This window comes from Jonesia denitrificans DSM 20603, from assembly GCF_000024065.1.
In the GTDB taxonomy this organism is placed as follows: domain Bacteria; phylum Actinomycetota; class Actinomycetes; order Actinomycetales; family Cellulomonadaceae; genus Jonesia; species Jonesia denitrificans.
Genome location: NC_013174.1, coordinates 697,313 through 715,547 on the forward strand (window position 1 = coordinate 697,313; position 18,235 = coordinate 715,547).

The 18,235-nt window shown below is 57.8% G+C and carries 17 protein-coding genes; 11 read left to right on the forward strand and 6 right to left on the reverse strand.

Annotated elements, in window-relative coordinates; translation table 11 throughout:
* The first annotated feature begins 113 nt into the window (after positions 1 to 113).
* The 3 genes from JDEN_RS03285 (at position 114) to JDEN_RS13360 (ending at position 2,873) form a co-directional block, all read left to right on the forward strand.
* Entirely contained in the window at positions 114 to 1,439 is a 1,326-nt protein-coding gene (locus JDEN_RS03285) for an ATP-binding protein (protein ID WP_041287797.1), read from the forward strand.
* Positions 1,436 to 2,092 carry a response regulator gene (locus JDEN_RS03290; protein WP_015770948.1) on the forward strand — a complete coding sequence of 219 codons (657 nt, stop codon included), beginning with the start codon at positions 1,436 to 1,438 and terminating at the stop codon, positions 2,090 to 2,092. Before JDEN_RS03285 ends, JDEN_RS03290 begins: the two co-directional genes overlap by 4 nt.
* A gap of 85 nt (positions 2,093 to 2,177) precedes the next feature.
* Positions 2,178 to 2,873, forward strand: coding sequence for a sirohydrochlorin chelatase (locus JDEN_RS13360; RefSeq protein ID WP_226926608.1), 696 nt, complete (start codon positions 2,178 to 2,180; stop codon positions 2,871 to 2,873).
* On the opposite strand, the gene cobA is transcribed toward JDEN_RS13360, so the two are convergent.
* The 5 genes from cobA to JDEN_RS03320 are packed head-to-tail and all read right to left on the reverse strand — an operon-like array spanning position 2,791 to position 8,898.
* Positions 2,791 to 4,134, reverse strand: coding sequence for a uroporphyrinogen-III C-methyltransferase (gene cobA / locus JDEN_RS03300; protein ID WP_015770950.1), 1,344 nt, complete (start codon positions 4,132 to 4,134; stop codon positions 2,791 to 2,793). The genes JDEN_RS13360 and cobA overlap by 83 nt on opposite strands.
* A 21-nt stretch (positions 4,135 to 4,155) precedes the next feature.
* A complete protein-coding gene (locus JDEN_RS03305) occupies positions 4,156 to 5,460 on the reverse strand; it encodes a sulfate adenylyltransferase subunit 1 (protein WP_015770951.1) in 1,305 nt (434 codons plus the stop codon).
* Positions 5,460 to 6,377: a sulfate adenylyltransferase subunit CysD gene (gene cysD, locus JDEN_RS03310; RefSeq protein ID WP_015770952.1), complete on the reverse strand. Its 918-nt coding sequence runs from the start codon at positions 6,375 to 6,377 to the stop codon at positions 5,460 to 5,462. Before cysD ends, JDEN_RS03305 begins: the two co-directional genes overlap by 1 nt.
* The gene (locus JDEN_RS03315) at positions 6,374 to 7,198 is read right to left on the reverse strand and encodes a phosphoadenylyl-sulfate reductase (RefSeq protein ID WP_015770953.1); all 825 of its coding nucleotides are present in this window, start codon (positions 7,196 to 7,198) and stop codon (positions 6,374 to 6,376) included. The genes cysD and JDEN_RS03315 overlap by 4 nt, the downstream gene beginning before the upstream one ends.
* Positions 7,195 to 8,898, reverse strand: coding sequence for a nitrite/sulfite reductase (locus JDEN_RS03320; protein WP_015770954.1), 1,704 nt, complete (start codon positions 8,896 to 8,898; stop codon positions 7,195 to 7,197). The genes JDEN_RS03315 and JDEN_RS03320 overlap by 4 nt, the downstream gene beginning before the upstream one ends.
* Positions 8,899 to 9,300: 402 nt before the next feature.
* On the opposite strand from JDEN_RS03320, the gene JDEN_RS03325 reads away from it, so the two are divergent.
* On the forward strand, positions 9,301 to 9,663 hold the full coding sequence (locus JDEN_RS03325; RefSeq protein ID WP_015770955.1) for a hypothetical protein: 363 nt from the start codon (positions 9,301 to 9,303) through the stop codon (positions 9,661 to 9,663).
* Between the two features lie 13 nt (positions 9,664 to 9,676).
* Positions 9,677 to 10,150: a DUF456 domain-containing protein gene (locus tag JDEN_RS03330; RefSeq protein WP_015770956.1), complete on the forward strand. Its 474-nt coding sequence runs from the start codon at positions 9,677 to 9,679 to the stop codon at positions 10,148 to 10,150.
* 35 nt (positions 10,151 to 10,185) lie between these two features.
* On the opposite strand, the gene JDEN_RS03335 is transcribed toward JDEN_RS03330, so the two are convergent.
* Positions 10,186 to 10,935 carry a GntR family transcriptional regulator gene (locus tag JDEN_RS03335; protein WP_015770957.1) on the reverse strand — a complete coding sequence of 250 codons (750 nt, stop codon included), beginning with the start codon at positions 10,933 to 10,935 and terminating at the stop codon, positions 10,186 to 10,188.
* Positions 10,936 to 11,219: 284 nt separating this feature from the next.
* Between JDEN_RS03335 and JDEN_RS03340 the strand changes: the two genes are divergently transcribed.
* The 6 genes from JDEN_RS03340 to sucC all read left to right on the forward strand — a co-directional run bounded on the left by JDEN_RS03340 (position 11,220) and on the right by sucC (position 18,234).
* Entirely contained in the window at positions 11,220 to 12,107 is an 888-nt protein-coding gene (locus JDEN_RS03340; protein ID WP_041288117.1) for a transporter substrate-binding domain-containing protein, read from the forward strand.
* A 5-nt stretch (positions 12,108 to 12,112) separates the two neighbouring features.
* Positions 12,113 to 12,841, forward strand: a complete 729-nt coding sequence (gene ehuC, locus JDEN_RS03345; protein WP_041288118.1) for an ectoine/hydroxyectoine ABC transporter permease subunit EhuC — start codon at positions 12,113 to 12,115, stop codon at positions 12,839 to 12,841.
* Positions 12,838 to 13,494 (forward strand): ectoine/hydroxyectoine ABC transporter permease subunit EhuD, encoded by a 657-nt coding sequence (gene ehuD / locus JDEN_RS03350; protein ID WP_015770960.1) that lies wholly within the window; start codon positions 12,838 to 12,840, stop codon positions 13,492 to 13,494. Before ehuC ends, ehuD begins: the two co-directional genes overlap by 4 nt.
* Entirely contained in the window at positions 13,478 to 14,299 is an 822-nt protein-coding gene (gene ehuA, locus JDEN_RS03355) for an ectoine/hydroxyectoine ABC transporter ATP-binding protein EhuA (protein ID WP_269149087.1), read from the forward strand. The genes ehuD and ehuA overlap by 17 nt, the downstream gene beginning before the upstream one ends.
* A 121-nt stretch (positions 14,300 to 14,420) precedes the next feature.
* Positions 14,421 to 16,922, forward strand: a complete 2,502-nt coding sequence (pcrA, locus tag JDEN_RS03360; RefSeq protein ID WP_015770962.1) for a DNA helicase PcrA — start codon at positions 14,421 to 14,423, stop codon at positions 16,920 to 16,922.
* A 145-nt stretch (positions 16,923 to 17,067) separates the two neighbouring features.
* Entirely contained in the window at positions 17,068 to 18,234 is a 1,167-nt protein-coding gene (gene sucC / locus JDEN_RS03365; RefSeq protein ID WP_015770963.1) for an ADP-forming succinate--CoA ligase subunit beta, read from the forward strand.
* Position 18,235 lies beyond the last annotated feature (1 nt).

Sequence of the window (18,235 nt, forward strand, 5' to 3'; positions counted from 1 at the left end):
CCTCGCGCTGTTGACGTGGTGGGGCCATCAGGAGTTCCCCTGATCTCTACCCTGACTTTCCGCCAGGGTCGTGGCGAACCAACGAACCGATGTGTGACGATGCTCGTGTGAGTATGCCATCCGCTGCGGTGCCCGCGGCCCCTGACCGACTCCCACTGTTGCGCCCGCGACGTGGCAGGCGTATCGCTGGTGTGTGTGCCGCACTGTCAGCCCACCTGGGTGTGGACGTGCGGGTCATCAGGCTTGTCATGATCGTGACGAGCCTCATGGGAGGGCTCGGGGCAGTCCTGTACTTATTCCTATGGATGACCGTCCCGCCAGGTGACCCATGGGCCACAGCACGGGAACACTCTCCCACCTCACGGGCAGTTCCCCCGCTGACCACAATGGAAGCACCAAGCCCACCGTGGTGGGCTGCGATCCCCATCAAAGATGTCGCCATCGGTGCAGTACTTGTCACCACCGCCGCTCTTCTCATTGCAGATCGAGCCGGTGTTCATCTCCCCTGGGGAGTGGTTCTTGCCGTTGTCGTCACAGTGATTGGGTTATTTCTTGCCTGGGGACAACTCAACGAAACCCAACGAGGGCAACTCGCCAAACACGTCGGTGGACGAACCCCCACATCGATTATGCGCATCACCGGTGGGATAGCTCTTGTGGTTGTGGGGGTCGTGCTGCTCCTTGGCCAAGAACGTGGTGGGACCATGCTCATGCCCGCTCTCGTGTCCGCCGTGGCTGTTCTTGTTGGGGCTGGACTGGTATTAGCCCCATGGTGGCTGCGCCTCATGCGTGACTTGGCCGATGAACGCGCCAGTTCAGCACGAGCACGTGAACGTGCCGACATCGCCGCCCACCTGCACGACTCAGTCCTCCAAACCCTTGCCCTGATCCAACGCAGCGCCCACCAACCAGGCGAAGTCACCCGGCTGGCACGGAACCAAGAACGCGAACTACGCCAATGGTTGTACGAAGACACTCCCCAAGAAGGAACCTCAGTACAGGAAGACGCCCGTGCCCTGATCGCCACCATCGAAAATGATATGACAGCGGCACTAGGCGGACACGAACCTGTCACCATTGATGTTGTCATCGTGGGGGACACCCCACCAGATGACACCTCCCACGCCATGCTGCAAGCACTCGGAGAAGGGGTCAAAAACGCTGTCCGCCACGGGCGTCCCCCCGTCAGCGTGTACCTGGAGATCTCTGACCACACCATGGACGGGTCTGTCACCGACCGCGGCGATGGCTTCGACATCGACGCAATCCCTCACGATCGTTTTGGGGTGCGAGAATCAATCATTGGCCGGGTCGAACGCAGGGGTGGAACCGCACAATACAAACGTCGCGCAGCGGGCGGAACAGAACTACGCATCACCGTCCCCCGAACTCCCACCCGTCCCTCACCACAATCCGCTCAATCCCCGGAGGCATCATGAGCATCCCTATCCGCATCGCCATCATCGACGATCACGCCATGTTCCGAGCCGGAGTGCGCGCCTCCCTGCCACCACGCTTTGACGTGGTCGCGGAAGCAGGTGACGTCGACAATGCAATCACTGTCCTTCATGACACCACCCCCGACGTTGTCCTCCTCGATGTTCACCTCCCCGGTGGCGCAGGCGGTGGCGGGGCTGAAATCCTCACCCGCTGCCACGCCCTCAACGGGGACACAAAATTTCTTGCACTCTCTGTCTCTGACGCAGCAGAAGATGTGGTCGCAGTCATTCGGGCCGGCGCTCGCGGGTACGTGACAAAAAATATCGCCCCTGACGAACTTGCTGATGCGATGGTGCGGGTTCGGGATGGTGACGCAGTTTTTTCGCCGCGACTAGCAGGCTTCGTGTTGGATGCGTTTGGAACCCAACACGCTGACATTGCGACCACAGATGATGAGCTTGATCGTCTCAGCGCCCGGGAACAAGAAGTGATGCGTTTGATTGCACGGGGGTATGCCTACCGTGAGGTGGCGTCGGAGTTGTTCATTTCGGTGAAGACTGTGGAGTCTCACGTCTCAGCGGTGTTGCGCAAGCTCCAGTTGTCGTCTCGCCATGAGTTGACCAGGTGGGCGGCTGCACGCCGGCTTTTGTGAGTGCGTCTGTGACAACGGTGTTAACTTTGACCCGCATGGCGGGTGTTCATGCCGAGCAATGGCTGGAAGAGGGCACGATAGGACCATGATGTTACGTCCCGTGCTGCTTGCGTGCTCCCATGGAACTGATAATCCGACCGGCCAGCGTGTGGTGTCGAGCGTCCTTGACCAGGTCAGAGTTCTCCTCCCTGACGTTGAGGTGATCGAGACCTATGTCGATGTGCAGTTCCCCCAAATTGATACCGTCATCCTTGAGGTGCCTCATCATCGGGATGTCATTGTGGTTCCGGTGCTGTTGTCGGCGGGGTACCACGTGCATCATGACATTGCGCAGGCGGTTGCCGCGCGCAATGAGGCAACAGGTCCACGGTCACAGGCGGTAGCGACACCGGCACTTGGGCCGCACCCGTTATTGGCTGACCTGGTGGTGGATCGGCTACGACAGGGGGGTGTTGACCGTGGTGATGTGGTGTTTGCTGCAGCTGGGTCTTCTGACGCGCGGGCCAGCGCTGATGTCGAAGCGATGGTTGATTTGGTGTCACAGCGTTGGCAGGGGGCAGTGACCCCCGGGTATTGTTCAGCAGCATCGCCGCGCGTTGGTGAGGTGATCACGCCAACTACAGATGCGGTGGCGAATTACTTGCTGGCACCGGGCTTCTTTGATGATCGGCTCCATAAGGTGGCAGATCCACTGGGGGTTACTGTGTCAGCCCCGCTTGGGCATGACCCTCGTGTCGCGCAGGTGATTGTTGACCGATACTGCCAGGCAGAGCAGCACTGAACGGTGAGTGAGCGAACGCAGCGACGTCACCAACAACGGTGATCGCGGGGGATTGCACCCCTACTTGCCGGGCTGTTTGTGCGATGGACGCCAAGGTTCCCGTGGTCGTGCGCTGCCGTGGCCCGTATCCGTCTTCAATGATGGCGCAGGGTGTGTTGGCTGAGTTGCCTTGGGCGATGAGTTGCGCGGTGAGTTCTTCCAACCGGGACACCCCCATGAGCAAAACCACGGTGTGGTCCTGTGCCAGGGGTGCTTTGTCAAGGTCGCAGTGTCCAGTGAGCACAGTGAAACCTCGTGACACTCCACGATGGGTGACAGGAATTCCGGCTGCGGCGGGTACGGAGACAGCCGATGTCACACCGGGGAGCACGGTGACAGGAATGTTGTGCCTGGTGCACGCCTCGTATTCTTCTCCGCCCCGCCCAAAGACGTAGGGGTCGCCTCCTTTGAGTCGAACAACGTGCAGCCCTGCAGTTGCCCGATCGATGAGGATGTCGTGGATTTCTGCTTGGGACACCGGGTGGCGACCACCGGTTTTCCCGACATCAATGATCTCTGCGTGCGCCGGTGCATAGCGGCGTGCTTCTTGAGGTGCGAGACGATCCATGACAAGAACATCAGCATGTTCGATGGCTTGTTTGCCAGCAATAGTCAGAAGGCCGAGGGCCCCTGGCCCACCACCTACGAGTGTGACGTGACCAACAGGGGGCGTGTGGGTGGGTTGCTGTTGTGGTGTGCCGATGCGCCCCCTAGCGAGTCGCGGTTCCTCTGGGTGTGTGGTGAGAAACGCGGCGATCTTGTCGCGTAAGCGGATTGACCGTCGTGGGTTGGGGGAGTGTCCTTGGGAGAGCACCGCGATTGTGGAGTCACCGTGGGTGGTGAGCGCAGGAGCCCAGGCGGTAGCGGAGTGGGGGTCACCACCTTTGAGGCAGAACACACGGTTGTCTTCTGCTGCCTGTGCTACCGCATCATCAACCTCACGGTGGCTGGTTGCCGTGGCAACCAGCCACATGCCGTGGACATCACCGTCGCGGTAGGTGCGGTGATGAACCACAACGCGGTATCCGTGCGCTTGATCGGCCGCGTACTGGGACGTTGCGATGAGTTCTTCCATGTCTGGGCACAACTGTGGGGAGATCACTGTGACACGGGCACCACTACGATGCAGCATCCGGGCCCGGCGTGCAGCGACCGCGCCGCCGCCCACAACAAGGACGGGGCGCCCGGTGAGTCGCACACCAAGAGGAAGAACGTCAGACACGATGACCTCGCAAGGAGCAATCTAGATAGAGTATTGAGACGGACGGGAGGCGGGATCAATTTTTGCTTCGAGTGCGTCACCTACCATTCCTGCGGCAAGGGTGTATCCGCTTGCTGGATCAATAACGAGGAAAGAGCCAATGTGGCGCGAGTCCAAATAATCTTCCACAGCAAGATCAGCAGCCACCCGGAGTGTGACATGGCCAATGTCATTGAGGGTGAGTGAGTCTGCAGGTTCATGGTGGGCGGTGTCAAGGTTGAGGCGTGAGTGGATGTCACGCAGCACTCCTTGAACCACATGGGTGGTGTGCTTGATCAACACTCGGGCCCCCGGCACAGCGGGACGTTCAGCAAGCCAGGCGAGGGTGCCATGAATTGTGCGCGTCGGGTTGGGGGCATCATGGGAGGAGGAAAGAAGATCGCCGCGGGTGACATCGAGGTCATGAGAAAGACGCAAGGTCACTGATTGTGGCGCGAACGCTTCCTCCAGTGGGCCATCAAAGGTGTCAATCCCGATAATTGTTGAGGTGGCACCAGAGGGGAGGACCGTCACCGCATCACCAACCCGGACAACACCTTGAGCCACTTGTCCTGCATACCCACGGTAGTCAACGAACTGTGGTGCAGCCGCACCTTGGGGGCGGATCACTGTTTGCACCGGGAAACGGAAGGAGCCTTCCTCAGGTGTTGGGTCGCCTGGTAGTTCCTCGAGCAGTTCCAGCAAGGACGGACCCTCGTACCACGGTGTATGCACCGAACGGTCCACAATGTTGTCACCGACCAGCGCTGAGACGGGGATTGTGGAAATCCCTTCCACTCCCAGTTCTGCGGCCACCGCCCGAACCTCTGCATCAAGTTCGTCATACCGGTCTTGGGAGTACCCCACCAAGTCAATTTTGTTCACTGCCACCACCACATGGGGGACCCGCAACAATGACGCCACTGCAAGGTGGCGGCGGGTTTGTTCGACTAACCCCTTCCGCGCATCGAGAAGCAACACCACAACGTGCGCGGTGGACGCACCAGTCACGGTATTACGCGTGTACTGGACGTGGCCAGGGCAGTCGGCGAGGATGAACGTGCGTTTCGCGGTAGCGAAGTAACGGTAAGCAACATCAATGGTGATGCCCTGCTCCCGTTCAGCACGAAGCCCATCGGTGAGCAGTGCGAGGTCGGCATGCTCTAACCCGCGGTCACGTGAAACCCGCTCGACCGACTCCAACTGGTCAACTAACACGGATTTGGAGTCATACAACAAGCGACCCACCAACGTGGATTTGCCATCATCAACCGACCCGGCGGTCGCTAAACGCAGCAGTGTACTCATTAGAAGTACCCCTCTTTCTTCCGGTCTTCCATTGCTGCCTCAGACAGCCGGTCATCAGCTCTGGTTGCCCCTCGCTCAGTGATACGAGTGAGTGCCACTTCCTCAATGACGGCGCGGACATCGGCTGCATCAGATGCCACAGCCCCCGTGCACGACATATCCCCAACTGTGCGGTACCGCACCCGGCGGCGGGTAACCTCCTCACCTCCGCGGGGAGCAGACCACGGACCCACCGCAAGGAGCATCCCATCACGGAGAAAAACGTCACGGTCATGGGCGTAGTACAACGACGGCAGCTCAATATTCTCTGCCTCGATGTACCGCCACACATCAAGTTCAGTCCAGTTCGACAAGGGGAACGCACGCACATGCTCACCAACCGTGTGCCGCCCGTTGTACAGGCGCCACAACTCGGGCCGCTGATTACGCGGATCCCATTGCCCAAATTCGTCACGCAACGACAACACGCGCTCTTTGGCGCGGGCCTTTTCTTCATCACGACGCCCACCACCAAACACAACATCACACTTGTTCGCCGCGATGACATCAAGAAGCGGTTGGGTTTGTAACGGATTACGGGTGCCGTCGGCGCGTTCCGCTAGCCGACCATCGTCAATGTAGTCCTGAACCCGTTGCACAATGAGGCGTGCGTTGAGTTTTTTGACAATACGATCGCGGTACTCAAGTACCTCAGGAAAATTGTGTCCGGTGTCCACATGGATTAATGGGAAGGGGACTGGGGCTGGCCAAAAGGCTTTACGGGCCAGGTGCAGCATGACCACGGAGTCTTTCCCACCAGAAAACAGCAGGCCAGGACGGTCAAACTCGGCAACTACTTCCCGAATAATGTGGATCGCTTCGGATTCCAGCGCCTGAAGTTGAGTTAGCTGTCGATGCGAGGTGAGGTTGAGAGTCATACGTGCAGCCCACATTCTGTTTTGGCAAGCCCAGCCCACCGGCCAGCTCGCGGGTCTTCTCCTGGTTGAACGCGACGGGTGCACGGTGCGCACCCAATCGAGGGGTATCCGTCAGCGAGCAACGGGTTGGTGATCACATTGTGCTCCTGGGCGTAGTTCATGAGGTCGTCAAAAGACCACGCAGCCAGAGGATTCACCTTGACTAATCCGTTGGTGTCATCAAAGGTCACCAAAGGCGTTTGTGCACGTGTTGGTGCTTCGTCTCGGCGAACCCCGGTAATCCACACTTCGTACTGGCCTAACGCCCGGTGGATCGGTTCCACTTTCCGCATTGCACAGCATGATGCGGGGTCTCGCTGCCACAGGTTCGCACCATGCTCTGCATCTTGCTGCGCAACAGTGAGTTCTGGGGTCACATCAATCACGGAGACGTTCATCGTGGTGGCAACGGCATCGCGAGTTCCCAGTGTTTCGGGGAAGTGATACCCAGTCTCCAGGAACAGCACATCAACAAAGGGAATGTGGGTGGCTACAAGATGCGGTAACACAGCATCTGCCATCGAGCATGCGACTGCGGTGCGGTAACCAAAAACACGCGTCACCCATTGAAGGACTTCGTTGTAGGTCGCTTCGTCTGCTGCCCCAATCCCAGAGCCACCCAACTGCGTGGCTCCGACCTCAGCTAAACGGCGAAGTTCCTCTGGCGTGCGGATGGTGCGGGTCTCATCAACCTCACGGTTTGCTTGAGCTTGTCCGCGCAGGGTTTCGCGTTCTTCTGCAGCCTTGCGTGCGCGGTCACGCGCCTCCTGGAGTGCACTCATCGTAAATCATCCTCATCAACACGGTGGGCCCACTGGGCGAACGTTTCCGCCTCGTCGCGGTTGGCGTCAAAGCGGCGCACCACACGTTCGACGTAGCCAGGAAGTTCCTCTGCAGTCACCTTCAACCCACGTACGGTGCGCCCAGTTCCTGCTTCATCCCTGGTCTCACTAGCTAAACCACCACCGACATGGACTTGGAATCCGGGAACCTGCTGCCCAGATTCGTCCATGACCAACTGGCCCTTCAAACCAATGTCTGCGGTCTGAATGCGGGCACACGAGTTGGGGCACCCATTGACATGAAGGCGGATTGGAGGCAGATGCGACAGATCACTCAGTTTCTGCTCCAACTCTTTGATCGCGACAGTCGCTGTTGCCTTCGTTTCAACGATCGCGAGTTTGCAGTACTCAATCCCCGTGCACGCCATGGTGTTGCGGTGGAAAGGGGAGGGGCGGGCACTGAGCCCAAGTTCTGCAAGGCGCTGCACTACGTGCTCCACCTGCTCGCCAGGAACATCGAGAATGAGTAGCTTCTGGTGTGCCGTGAACCGGATGCGACCAGAGCCCACGGACTCAGCAAGATCCGCGAGCGCGATGAGTGTGGATCCGGAGACGCGCCCCACATAGGGCGCTGCTCCCACATAAAAGCGCCCATCTTTTTGTTCATGGACACCCACGTGGTCCCCGGGGCGTGTGGGTGGGGGTGGTGCTGGGCCGTCATCGAGGTGGTATCCCAAGTATTCGGTTTCTAGCACGTCCCGGAATTTTTCTGGTCCCCAATCTTTCATGAGGAACTTCAACCGGGCCCGGTTCCGCAGTCGGCGGTACCCGTAGTCGCGGAAGATGCTGGCCACCCCATGCCATACGTCGACAACCTGATCAGGGCGGACAAATGCGCCGAGGCGCTGTGCCATGTGGGCTACTGTGGAGAGACCACCACCAACCCAGACATCAAACCCAACCCCAAAGTCAGGGTGGTTGACGGCCACAAAGGAGACGTCGTTGATTTCGTGGACAACGTCCTGGCTGGGGTGCCCTGTCATTGCGGTTTTGAACTTTCGGGGCAGGTTCGCAAGCTCAGGGTCACCAATAAAGCGTGCTTTGATCTCGTCAATAAACGGGGTGACGTCGATGAGTTCATCGTGGGCGATTCCGGCGACGGGGGAACCAAGGATGACGCGGGGGACGTCACCGCAGGCCTCTATTGTGTTGAGTCCGTTGGTTTCGAGTTTCTCCCAGATAGCAGGGACGTCTTCGACTTGGATCCAGTGGTATTGGATGTTTTGCCGATCGGTGATGTCTGCTGTGTCACGGGCATAGGTAGAGGAGATATCGCCAACCACCCGTAGTTGGTGGGTTGTCAGTGCGCCGCCGTCGATGCGGACGCGCATCATGAAGTATTTGTCTTCGAGTTCGTGGGGTTCCAAGGTTGCGGTGCGGCCCCCGTCGATTCCGGGTTTGCGCTGTGTGTACAGGCCCCACCAGCGAAATCGACCGTGTAGGTCGGTGGAGGGGATAGAGTCGAACCCTTCGCGGGCGTACGTGGAAATTATCCGGTCACGAACGTTGAGTCCGTTGTCTTCCTGTTTAAGTTCTTCGTTGGCGTTCAGTGGGGTTTTGCCATCAATTTTCCACTGACCTTGTGGTTTTGCAGCGCGGGTGGTGCGCGGTGGGTGGGTGGAGGTTTCGGACGCAGTCATCTATTTTCCCTGGGGTCGTGGGTGGTGTTGATGTTGCGCGACACGACCAGGCCGTTGCTCTGGGCTGCAGGGGTGCTGGTGTCGCGCGGATGGGGAAGCGATCAACAACAGCAGCACTGAAAAGGCATGATCCCGCCGGTGGACGCAGTACGCATGGGCGCACCGGCGTCGGTGTGCAAGCGTGAGTGCGTGATGCTGAGGGCGTGGACCATGATGATGACGCTACGCGAGCACACAAGGGGCGTCTAGATCGTCCGAATCATGGAATTAACCCCGGTAACGTAATGTTTCGTTGTGTTAATTGACGCGTTGCCCTGGGGCAGGGGTGGGGTGTGAGGAGTTTCATGACACAGTGTCGGAAACAATGTAGCGCACCTTGGCGAACCTGCCTACGATGACGATATGGACTTCGTATACCAAGCACTTCTCTTCCTCCACCTCCTTTCCTGGGCCATCATCCTTGGTGGCTGGATCGCCACCATGAAAAAGCCTGGGCTCTACCGCGGCATCCCGCATGCAGCACTGACCGCGTTGCTGACCGGACTCCTCATGGTGGGGGTCGCCGAAATGGGCAGTGACGCCGACGTGAACCACATGAAAATTGGCATCAAGACGCTGGTCACCGTTGTTGTGGTGGTCCTTGCATTTCGTGCCAAGAAACAAGGCGACAACGCTCCACGTGGGTTGATTAACACCATTGGTGGGCTCACCGTGCTCAACATCGCACTGGCCATCTTCTTTGCAGGACGGCACACTCTGGGATAATCGCCAGGTGACTATGCCCCAAGATCTCCTGATCGCCCTCGTCCTTATCATCGGACTGATCGGATCAATGATCCAGATCTACCCAGGTCCTGTGATTATTGCGGGGGCGATTGGTGTCTGGGCCGGGCTGGAAGGTGGACACGCCTGGACCATCTTCGCTATCGCTGCCCTCGCGCTTATTCTGACCGGAGTCCTGAAATATGTGTGGGCAGGTCGCTACCTGGCCCGCGGGTCAGTTCCAGGATTCACCATTGTGTGTGGACTTCTCGTTGGGGCGATCGGATTCTTCGTTCTTCCTGTCATCGGATTACCGCTTGGCTTTGTCCTTGCTGTCTATGTCGTTGAGCGGCTGAGGGGAAATGATCATGCCCACGCATGGTCGGCAACGGTCATTGCCTTGAAAGCCACAGGAGTGACCATCATTGTGGAGCTCAGTGGATCCCTCTTGGCCTGCGGGATCTGGGTGATCGGGTTGATCGTCACCTAACACAGAAGTCACGCCTGTGGTGGCGCCACACACTCCTACTCTTGCTCAGGTAACCCAATGGGATCGAGCGACTGTGGGGGATCAGCCAGTGGTGATGCAATCGTGTCAGTGGTACTGTCACGGCCCGTCAACCGAGTGATTGCCTCAGTGAACTGGGTGGCAAGTGCGTCCACTGCTGCAGCGACCTGACCAGACTCAAGGTGTGTCATCAGTGCGTCATATGTGGGGGATACCGAACGGCGTACCACATAACCTTGCGGCATCGAGTAACTGGCAATACGCGTTTCCACAACAAGCCGTTCCATTGCTTTCATCAGGCGTGGGCTGTCACTGAGCGACACAAGAAGTCGGTGAAACTCTAGATCAGCATCACCAATTGCGCGGGCATCATCGCCTTCGGAGACCTCTTTGAGGAAAGTCAACGCTGTGTGGAGCGGCGACAGCGGCCGTGCATGATGCACAATATCCCTCATCGCTTGTGTCTCTACCGCAAGTCGCTCGGTATAAAGATCCGCCACCGCCTCTGGTCCAATGGTGCTCACACGAAGCCCGCGACCAGGAGTCGCCGTCAGTAGCCCTTCTTGCACTAGTCGTTGAGCAGCCTCGCGTAGAGGGCTGCGACTAACTCCCAGCTGTGCGGAAATCTCCACCTCACCGAGTTGCGAGCCCACCGGCAGTGCACCCTCAAAAATCGCCTTGCGTAACTCAATGGCGATCAGGTCAACGGTTGATGCGCGTGGTACCCGTAAAACGGAAACTCCCGATCGAGGTGTGGTGTGTGCCATGTGCGTCCTTTCGATGCGGTGGCTGGGCGGGCGCGCAGTGCCGGTGTCAGAGCGTGATGTGTGCAGTGGTGCTGTGCACACCATTGTGCCGCGTTGAGGGGTGGGGTGTGAATACTGCGGCCAACAAACATGTCCGCACATTGTATACACAAGGACAGTCAGACGTTAAGACTGTGCAAATGTCGTCGACCTGTGTAGTCTGGAACGCGGCCATCACCAATTTCGGGTCGGGTTGCCGGCTCAACGAGCCCGTGGTTCGCCCCGCACAACCGAAAGAGGACACGATGACACGCACAAGAACACAGGTCGCAGCAGTGCTCGCAGCCGCCTCACTCCTCGCAGTGAGCGCATGCTCCTCCGACGACGACGCGAACGCTGACCAAGCAACCTTGGATCGTCTGAAAGACGAAGGAACCATCACTGTCGCCATCGCCGACGAACGCCCATACTCTTGGGTCGAAGGCGACGAAGCGCGCGGCGCCACCATCGCAATGCACGAAGAAATCTTCGCAGGGATGGGAATCGACAATGTCGAGGTTGTCGAAGTGGACTGGAACTCACTGATCCCAGGATTGAACGCAGGCCGCTATGACGCCATCAGCGCAGGGATGTCTATTCTTCCCGACCGTTGCGAACAAGCAGCTTTCTCTGACCCTGAGATCATGTACACCACTGGTCTGATGGTGCCCGAAGGTAACCCCCAGGGCTTGACTACTCTTGACTCTGTTGTCGAGGCCGGCGGAGATGTCCGTCTCGCCGTCCTTAACGGTGGAATCGAAGCTGGCTACGCCGACGCCCTCGGAATTGAGGACGTCACCTACGTCGACAACGCACAAGACGGCATGGACGTTGTGGCCAACGGGCGCGCTGACGCTTTCGCCATGACCGCGATCTCACTGAACTGGATGGCACAGAACAACCCCGACGTCGGAGTCGAAACAACCGACGCGTTCGTCCAAGTCATTGATGGCGTTGAGCAGGTTGGTGCTGGTTCTACCGTGTTCCGCAAAGAAGACACCGCACTTCTGGAGGCATACAACGAGGAACTCGCCACGATCACCGGTGACTCTGCAGCCTACCTCGACCTCGTTGGTGAATACGGATTCACCGAAGAGAACCTTCCACCAGCTGACCTCACCACCGAGCAGCTGTGTGCCGGAGAGCTGGGCTGACCCACTTGTCTGACAACTTCACAGCGCTTCGCGATGCGCTCCCCCAGATTCTCGACGGCATGGGGATCACCCTGCTCTTGACCCTGGGGGGCGCATCGCTCGCTCTCGTCGTTGCGGTTGCTCTCGGGTTGCTCGCGCGGTTCGACAACGTCCTTGTGCGAGGAACCGCACGGGTGTTTATCGAATTCTTCCGCGGAACATCACTCGTTGTGCAACTATTCTGGCTGTTTTTTGTTCTCCCGCGTTTTGGGGTGGAGCTCCCTGCTCTCGCGGTAGGAATTGCGGCCTTGGGATTGAACTACGGTGCCTACGGAGCGGAAGTGGTCCGTGGTTCGATCAACTCCGTTCCTCAAGGACAGTGGGAAGCAACAACGGCACTGAGTTTGAGTCGAACACAGCGGATGTGGCGAATCATCTTCCCGCAAGCCTGGGCGCTGATGATTCCCTCGCTAACCAATCTCCTCATTCAACTACTTAAAGGGACTGCGATCGTGAGCATCATCGCGATGGCTGACCTGACCTTCATGCTGGGGAAGCTGCGTCAAGACACCGACACGTTCTTTGCGTATTCGGTTGGGCTGATTCTGTACTTCGTTCTCGCATACATCCTCACCCTAGGCATGAACGCAATGGAGGTACGGGCTAAACACAAACTTGGTCGCGGACAGTCGCTGCGGGATGTCTTGAGTTTCCGTTCCCTGAAAGCAAGCGCCGGTAAGGGGGAGAACCAATGAATGACTCGATCTGGAGTTGGGATGCAGCCATTGAGGTACTTCCACTCCTCCTTGAAGCCTTTGTCAAAGTGACGCTCTATGTCACACTCGTGTCCTCACTGATCGCCGCTGTTCTTGGGCTTGTCCTTGCCATTGGTCGCCGCAGTGCCCCGCGGCCTATCGCGGTGGTGTTGACGTTCATCTCTGACTTCATCAGAATGACACCCATTGTGGTGCAACTGCTTTTTGCTTACTATCTTTTCCTCGATATGGAACCGATCACCATCGGGATCATCATTTTTGGTATTCACTACGCCACATACATGGCTGAGGTGTACCGTGCAGGGATTGATTCGGTTCCTCAAGGGCAATGGGAAGCAACAACAGCTTTATCCATGTCGAGGGCGAGAACCTGGATAGCTGTCATCATTCCTCAAGCGGTTCGAGCAACGGTCCCCGCACTAGGGAACTATGTCATTTCCATGTTCAAGGACACTCCGTTCCTCATTGCAATCACCGTGACAGAAATTGTGCGTGCCGCACAAACTTATGGTGGAAACCACTTCACCTACATTGAAGCGATTACCTTGACGGGCGTCATTTTCCTTGCGTCTAGTTACCCCACCTCGCTGCTCATCAGCCGATTGGAGAAGCGCCTTGCCTACACCAACTGAACCGCAGACTGCGACATCACCAGCGCGAGCGGAGGATGTCCCGGCGATCAGGTTTGAGGATGTGAAGAAAGCCTTTGGCGACCATGTGGTCCTCAACGATCTCAACTTCACCGTCAATAAAGGCGACAGGGTGACGCTGATTGGTCCATCCGGCTCCGGAAAGACCACCATTCTTCGGTTGGTCATGACCCTTGAAGAACTGACCGACGGGTACATTTACATTGACGGTGAACCGCTCACTCACACGGTACGGGACGGTAAGCGAGTCGAATTACGAGAAAAGCACCGTAATCATATCCGTCAACGCATTGGCATGGTGTTTCAACAGTTCAACTTGTTCCCCAATATGACGGTGATGGAGAACATTATTGAAGCACCAGTTCATGTGTTGAAAATGCCGAAAAAGCAAGCCGTGGAGCGTGGCCGGGAGTTGTTGGCGAAGGTCGGTCTTGCTGACAAGGAGAACGCGCACCCGATGGAGCTGTCTGGTGGGCAACAGCAACGCGTGGCGATTGCTCGGGCTTTAGCGATGGACCCGGAGATCCTGCTTCTTGACGAAGTGACCTCTGCGCTCGACCCAGAAATCGTGGGGGAAGTGTTGGAAGTGCTCCGCGCGGTGGCGCGGACAACCGACATCACAATGTTGATTGTCACCCACGAGATGCAGTTCGCTCGTGACGTGTCCAACAGGGTGCTCATGTTTGATTCAGGCTCCATTGTTGAGGAAGCCTCACCTGAGGTGATGTTCACTGACCCGCAAGAACAGCGGACGAAAGATTTCTTGGCTGCCGTTCTTGACCAGTGACATGTGATTGTCGGTGGAGCACTGCTTCGGCGGTGCTCCACCATTTTTCTGCCGCGGACAGCGCCTGGTCACAGCGGGCTTGTGTGACCTTGTCAGCGGCTCGCGTTAGGCTGGGGTCGCTATGGATTCTTTGTTTGGGCACTTGCCTTCAGTGACCGGTCCGACCTCACAAGCAGCGCTCCCTCGGTTAGCGCCAGGTGGTGCGTGGACACAACCCACCCCTGACGAGCCTCGATCAGCATTCGTCGACGACGCACAAGCGTTACTTACAGGGCTGAACCCGCAACAGCAAGCGGCTGTGGAGCATGCAGGGTCCCCCCTTTTGATTGTGGCTGGGGCAGGATCGGGCAAAACACGAGTGTTGACCCACCGGATTGCGTGGCTCTTGGCGACCGGGCGTGCGTGGCCCAGTGAAATACTGGCTATTACATTCACGAACAAAGCCGCTGCGGAAATGCGTGAGCGCGTGATCCAGATTGTTGGTCCATCAGCTCAACGAATGTGGGTGTCGACTTTCCACTCCACATGTGTACGGATTTTGCGTGCCCATGCAAGCGCACTGGGCCTCAAATCGACTTTTTCGATTTATGACTCCGCTGATTCGCAGCGCTTGTTGGGTTTAGTTGTCCGAGAGTTAGAACTTGACCCCAAACGCTTCACCCCGAAAGGGGTAGCTCAACGGATTTCAGGGCTCAAAGATGAGCTCATGACGCCAGCGGACCACCTGGTTCGTGCTGGTTCCAATGATTACGAGGTCATGATTGGTCGGATTTTTGAGCGCTATCAGCAGCGACTCGCGACCGCCCATGCCTTGGACTTTGATGACATCATTGTGCGCACCGTTGATCTGTTGCGGCAGTTCCCCGAAGTGCGTGACCACTATCAACGCAGGTTCCGGCACATCCTTGTTGATGAGTACCAGGACACAAACCATGCGCAATATGCGCTGATTCGGGAGTTGGTGGGCACCGATCATGATGGTCTCACCGCGAGTGAGCTGACTGTTGTTGGTGACTCTGACCAGTCGATTTACGCATTCCGTGGCGCGTCAATCCGTAACATTTTGGAGTTTGAGCAGGATTACCCTCAAGCGCGCACCATTTTGTTGGAGCAAAACTACCGTTCCACCCAGACTATATTGTCGGCAGCCAACGCAGTCATTTCGCGGAACAATGACCGTCGCCCAAAGAAGCTGTGGACTGCTGCCGGTGACGGCCCAGCAATCGTTGGCTACGTGGGAGATACGGAACACGACGAAGCACGATGGATCGCACGAGAAATTGATTCCCTCATGGACAAACACGGTGTGCGCCCTGGAGACGTCGCCGTGTTTTACCGGACAAATAACCAATCTCGAGCGCTCGAGGAAGTGCTCATCCGAGTAGGTTTACCGTACAAAGTTGTGGGTGGCACCCGCTTCTATGAGCGCAAAGAAATCAAGGACGTTCTTGCCTACCTTCATGCGGTGAATAACAGTGACGACGACGTCAACGTGCGACGCATCATCAATGTGCCCAAACGAGGGTTGGGCGACCGCAGTGAGGCAGTGATCGCCCAGTTTGCTGCCGCCCACGACATATCATTTGCTGATGCGCTTCGCCGTATTGACACGATCCCTGGGCTGACAGCACGGTCAACAAAACCCGCGCGAGCGTTTGCTCAGTTGCTCGACACGTGGCAGCAAAACGTGGATCAAGGGGTCGGCCCGGCAGGGCTTATTTCGGCGATTCTTGATGACACGGGGTACTTGGAGTTACTCCGTGATAGTGAGGACCCACAGGATCAGTCCCGAGTAGAAAACCTTGCAGAACTTCATGCAGTGGCCATGGAATACGAAAAAGAGGACCCCGAGGGAGGCCTTGGAGGATTCCTTGAACGGGTGTCATTGGTCGCAGACGCAGATTCTGTACCGTCAAGTGACGACGCAGGTCATGAAGACACTCCGGTTGTTGACCCTGGAGTGATCACACTGATGACCTTGCATACAGCCAAAGGACTGGAGTTTCCGGTGGCATTTCTCACCGGTTTAGAAGACGGGACCTTCCCCCATATGCGTGCACTCCTTGATGACAGCGAACTGTCAGAGGAGCGGCGTCTTGCCTACGTTGGCGTGACTCGTGCGCGCGAACGTCTCTACCTTACTCGTGCAACAACGCGGTCAGCATGGGGGAGTGCCCAACAGTTCCCGCCAAGCCGTTTCTTGGATGATATTCCTGCTGAGCTCATTGAGTGGCGGCGCCAGTATTCCACAACCGAGGTCCTCATGAATTCTGGATCACGGTCGGGATCCTCCGGTTATAGCGGTGACCGTTCCCGCGCATTGCGTGACGACGATGACTTTGGTGCACCGATTGGTTCCGGGCGCAGTCAGGGCTTGCCGGCGTGGAAGAAGTCAGCTGCGGCGCCGCCCCCAGCACGGGTTGGTGCACCCCAAGCGAAAGATGAGGCAGATATCCCGGTCTTGCGTCAAGGCGACCGTGTGCAGCATGAGACCTTTGGGGTTGGGCGAGTTGTGATGGTTGCTGGGCAGGGGCGCAATGCCACCGCGACGGTCCACTTCGAAACTGAGGGTGAGAAACGGCTCCTGCTTCGCTACGCTCCCGTGACACGCATCGACCAATAGGTCACGACACAGCGCCGCAACACGCCCAGTAAGTGTGTCCCAGTCCACAGATGGCGACATGACGAAAGCCCTAGGGCGCGGTTAGTCTTGAAAGGATATCTCGATGTCGAGATATCTCATCCCGTCGACGGAAGGACGCAGCAGGGTGGACCTGTTCGAATACCAAGCACGCGACATATTCGAGAAGCACGGCGTTCCCGTGCTCGGCGGCGTCGTTGCCACTACACCACAAGAAGCACGCAACGGAGCCGAACAACTGGGCGGCGGAACAGTCGTCGTCAAAGCCCAAGTGAAAACCGGCGGCCGCGGAAAAGCGGGCGGCGTCAAGCTGGCACACTCACCGCAAGAAGCACACGACCGCGCCCAAGAGATCCTTGGCATGGATATCAAAGGGCACACCGTCCACCGGGTCATGATCGCGCAAGGCGCTTCAATCGACCAAGAGTTCTACGTGTCCATTCTGTTGGATCGAGCAAACCGCTCCTACCTGGCAATGGCCAGTGTGGAAGGCGGCATGGAGATCGAACAACTCGCTGTCGAACGCCCCGAAGCACTCGCGCGCGTGGCCGTTGACCCCACAGTGGGCATCGATGACGCCAAAGCAATAGAAATCGCACACGCTGCGAACTTCGCCCCCGAACTCACCGCCAAAGTCGTAGAGGTCCTCAAAAAGTTGTGGGTCGTTTACCGTGACGAAGACGCCACACTCGTGGAAGTGAACCCTCTGGTTCTGACATCCGACGGTGACATTGTGGCACTCGACGGGAAAGTCTCACTCGACGACAACGCCTCCTTCCGACACCCAGACCACGGGGACCTTGCGGACTCAGAAGCAACAGACCCACTAGAAGCAAAAGCGCAAGAAAACGACCTCAACTACGTCAAACTTGATGGCGAAGTAGGAGTCATCGGTAACGGTGCTGGGCTTGTCATGTCAACCCTCGATGTTGTTGCTTACGCAGGAGAACGCCATGGTGGTGTCCGCCCCGCAAACTTCCTTGACATCGGCGGAGGTGCATCTGCGTCCGTCATGGCCGCCGGCCTCGACGTCATCCTCGGTGACCCCCAGGTCAAGTCAGTGTTCGTCAATGTGTTCGGGGGGATCACCGCGTGTGACGAAGTCGCCAATGGGATCGTCACAGCCCTTGACATCCTTGGCGACACTGCAACCAAACCGCTCGTTGTGCGACTCGATGGCAACAACGTCGACGAAGGTCGAGCAATTTTGCGTGCAGCAGCCCACCCCCTAGTCACCCTTGCCGACACGATGGACGGCGGAGCAGACCGCGCTGCCGAACTCGCCAACGCCTGAG

What these genes read in the sequence shown, in the direction of transcription:
- JDEN_RS03325 (WP_015770955.1), top strand. Translation starts at nt 9,301, where the DNA reads ATGGACTTCGTATACCAAGCACTTCTCTTCCTCCACCTCCTTTCCTGG.
- JDEN_RS13360 (WP_226926608.1), top strand. Translation starts at nt 2,178, where the DNA reads ATGATGTTACGTCCCGTGCTGCTTGCGTGCTCCCATGGAACTGATAAT.
- JDEN_RS03320 (WP_015770954.1), bottom strand. Translation starts at nt 8,898, where the DNA reads ATGACTGCGTCCGAAACCTCCACCCACCCACCGCGCACCACCCGCGCT.
- JDEN_RS03335 (WP_015770957.1), bottom strand. Translation starts at nt 10,935, where the DNA reads ATGGCACACACCACACCTCGATCGGGAGTTTCCGTTTTACGGGTACCA.
- pcrA (WP_015770962.1), top strand. Translation starts at nt 14,421, where the DNA reads ATGGATTCTTTGTTTGGGCACTTGCCTTCAGTGACCGGTCCGACCTCA.
- cysD (WP_015770952.1), bottom strand. Translation starts at nt 6,377, where the DNA reads ATGACTCTCAACCTCACCTCGCATCGACAGCTAACTCAACTTCAGGCG.
- JDEN_RS03290 (WP_015770948.1), top strand. Translation starts at nt 1,436, where the DNA reads ATGAGCATCCCTATCCGCATCGCCATCATCGACGATCACGCCATGTTC.
- JDEN_RS03340 (WP_041288117.1), top strand. Translation starts at nt 11,220, where the DNA reads ATGACACGCACAAGAACACAGGTCGCAGCAGTGCTCGCAGCCGCCTCA.
- JDEN_RS03315 (WP_015770953.1), bottom strand. Translation starts at nt 7,198, where the DNA reads ATGAGTGCACTCCAGGAGGCGCGTGACCGCGCACGCAAGGCTGCAGAA.
- JDEN_RS03285 (WP_041287797.1), top strand. Translation starts at nt 114, where the DNA reads ATGCCATCCGCTGCGGTGCCCGCGGCCCCTGACCGACTCCCACTGTTG.
- JDEN_RS03330 (WP_015770956.1), top strand. Translation starts at nt 9,677, where the DNA reads ATGCCCCAAGATCTCCTGATCGCCCTCGTCCTTATCATCGGACTGATC.
- ehuD (WP_015770960.1), top strand. Translation starts at nt 12,838, where the DNA reads ATGAATGACTCGATCTGGAGTTGGGATGCAGCCATTGAGGTACTTCCA.
- JDEN_RS03305 (WP_015770951.1), bottom strand. Translation starts at nt 5,460, where the DNA reads ATGAGTACACTGCTGCGTTTAGCGACCGCCGGGTCGGTTGATGATGGC.